The sequence below is a fragment of the Kitasatospora sp. NPDC043949 genome (assembly GCF_056435365.1).
In genome coordinates, this window is sequence record NZ_JBWKEQ010000030.1 from 101,786 (window position 1) to 104,050 (window position 2,265).

A 2,265-nucleotide genomic window follows, 5' to 3' on the forward strand; every position below is an offset into this window, starting at 1 on the left:
TCGCCTCCCTTCCCCCCCCCCCCCTCCCCCCACCCCCCCCCCCCCCCCCCCCCACCAACACACCCCCCCCCCCCCCCCCCCCCCCCCCGAAGCCGCCTCCCCCTCGCGCCTACCCGCGCGAGGGGCTGCCGCCGGACAGGCGTGCGGTCGATGAACTTCTGATCACCTGTTCGAAGTTGGGCGGTTTCCAGTATCGGAAACGCGAACCTCTTGCCGTGTCGTGGTTGCCTCGGGAACATCGTGGGGGTGGCGAGCGATCGAGGGGGCAATGGTGGAGCTGACAAGGCTTGCGGGTTCCTGTGACGAGGGTGATTGTCCAACTCTGGACCTGACTGATCAGGGGAACCCGGTCCCGGAGGCTCCGGACTTCTGGCTGTTCGATGACGAGACCGTGGCTGCGATGAGCTATGACGGGAACGGCAAGTATCTCGGAAGTGAATTCCTCGACGGCGGTCGGATCGATGAGTTCAGGGCGTACCGTGACACGGTGATGGCGCGGTCCGTGCCGTTCGCGGAATGGTGGGACCAGTACGGCGAGTGAACAGAACACGGCTCGGGTCGGCGCTGCGGGAACTTCGGCAGGCTTCAGGCAAAGAAGCCAAGGCCGTGGCCCGCAGCGCTGTCATGTCTGCGAGCAAGTTGAGCAAGATCGAGACCGGCAAGGTGTCACCCACCGTCGTGGACGTGGACCGCATCCTCACGGCTATAGGCGTGTCCGATGACGTCAAGGCCGAGTACATGGGTGCTGCGCGGGCGGAGGCCACGGAGGCGACAGCGTGGCGTCTGATCCGGCGTCTGGGCTACCACCGCAAGCAGCAGCAGATCAAAGCGTTGGACGACTCGACCAAGCTTCTTCGCCTGTTCCAGCCTTCCCTGGTTCCCGGGCTGCTGCAAACCCCGGAGTACGTGCGTGCCGTGTTCGCGAGAAGGGGCCTCACCGAAGAGCAGTTGTCGAGGGTGATCGCAGCACGCCTTGCAAGGCAGCAATCCCTCTACGACACCACCAAGACGCTGCGATTCGTCATCACCGAGCCTGTTCTCCGGTGGCGACTGGTCCCGCCCGCAATGATGGCCGGACAGTTGGACCGTATCGTCTCCGTATCCCGCCTGCCGCATGTGGATATTCGAATTGTGCCTCTCGCTGCACCGCAGTCCGACGTGCCGGCACACTCCTTCGTCATCCGGGATGACCGCATGGTCACGGTCGAAACCGTCCATGCCGAGGTGGTAGTCACTAACCCTCGCGACGTTGAGGTCTATGTTCGAAAGTTCGACGGGTTCGTGGGCGTGGCCTTGCCCGGTGACGAGATGCGCAGCCTGATCGAGAGCATCAGGGACGAGTTCTTGAGGGAACAGGAAATCGCCTTCTAGCGCGCCTTGCCGCCCTATATGTTGGTGCTCGCCCGCCACGGGTGAGGCGGCAGCCCCGATGCGCGATGTCCTCGAATTAATCTGACAAATCGCAGAGTTGGCGTCGATGGCGTGGCGTGCGGGATCGTGGGTCGACTGCGCGAGAAGCGTGAGAGTGGCCCGACCGATGAAGGGGCGAACCCATGAAGAAGATCGGTGCGCGGCTCTGGCGGATCATTCGGGGGCCGATGCAGTGGCGGGTGCTGTGGTTGTGGCACTCGAAGTTCATGGTCGGCGTGACGGGCATCGTCCGTGACCAGGACGGCCGGGTGCTGCTGCTGAAGCACCGCATGTGGCCGGAGGGCCGGCAGTGGGGGCTGCCGACTGGCTACGCGAACGCGAAGGAGACCTTCGAGGACACCGTCGTGCGCGAGGTCCGGGAGGAGACCGGGCTCACGGTGAAGGTCTGCGAGCTGGCGCACCTGAAGAGCGGTTACCAACTGCGGGTCGAAGTCGCCTACGAGGCACTGTACGTCAGTGGCCGGATCGAGGTGGCCTCGTTCGAGATTCTGGAGGCTCGATGGTTCTCGCCGGACGATCTTCCCGAGGGACTGCAGGAGTCACACCGACAACTGATCGACCGTCAGCGCTTTTGACCCTTGGTCGCTCGCTCACGGTTGAGTGGATCGCCGTCGCTGAATCGGTGCCTTTCGAGGAGTACGTCAAGGGCATTGACGCTTGATCCGAAGCAGCCGGGCCTCATGGGTGACGGCAGGTCATCTCGGCTTCACCAGGCCGATGTCGGAGACCGGGCCTAGGTGCAATGCCGGTGACTTTAGGTTGCTCCTGGCTGGGTGATGGTGACTGTCGCCGGTTCTGGTTGCGGCCAGTTGCGGTGTTGGGAGCGTTTGAGGG

At 64.1% G+C, this 2,265-nt stretch carries 3 protein-coding genes; all 3 read left to right on the top strand.

Going from position 1 to position 2,265, the window contains the following annotated elements; all coding sequences use genetic code 11:
* The first annotated feature begins 268 nt into the window (after positions 1–268).
* The 3 genes from AC07AL_RS24040 (at position 269) to AC07AL_RS24050 (ending at position 2,006) form a co-directional block, all read left to right on the top strand.
* Complete coding sequence (locus AC07AL_RS24040; protein ID WP_363581554.1) at positions 269–541, top strand: DUF6879 family protein; 273 nt, start codon at positions 269–271, stop codon at positions 539–541.
* A complete protein-coding gene (locus AC07AL_RS24045) occupies positions 538–1,371 on the top strand; it encodes a helix-turn-helix domain-containing protein (protein WP_363581552.1) in 834 nt (277 codons plus the stop codon). Before AC07AL_RS24040 ends, AC07AL_RS24045 begins: the two co-directional genes overlap by 4 nt.
* 182 nt (positions 1,372–1,553) lie before the next feature.
* Positions 1,554–2,006 (top strand): NUDIX domain-containing protein, encoded by a 453-nt coding sequence (locus tag AC07AL_RS24050; protein ID WP_363581550.1) that lies wholly within the window; start codon positions 1,554–1,556, stop codon positions 2,004–2,006.
* Positions 2,007–2,265: the final 259 nt, after the last annotated feature.

Excerpts from the sequence above, each read along its gene's own strand:
- AC07AL_RS24040 (WP_363581554.1), top strand. The coding sequence starts at position 269 with ATGGTGGAGCTGACAAGGCTTGCGGGTTCCTGTGACGAGGGTGATTGT.
- AC07AL_RS24050 (WP_363581550.1), top strand. The coding sequence starts at position 1,554 with ATGAAGAAGATCGGTGCGCGGCTCTGGCGGATCATTCGGGGGCCGATG.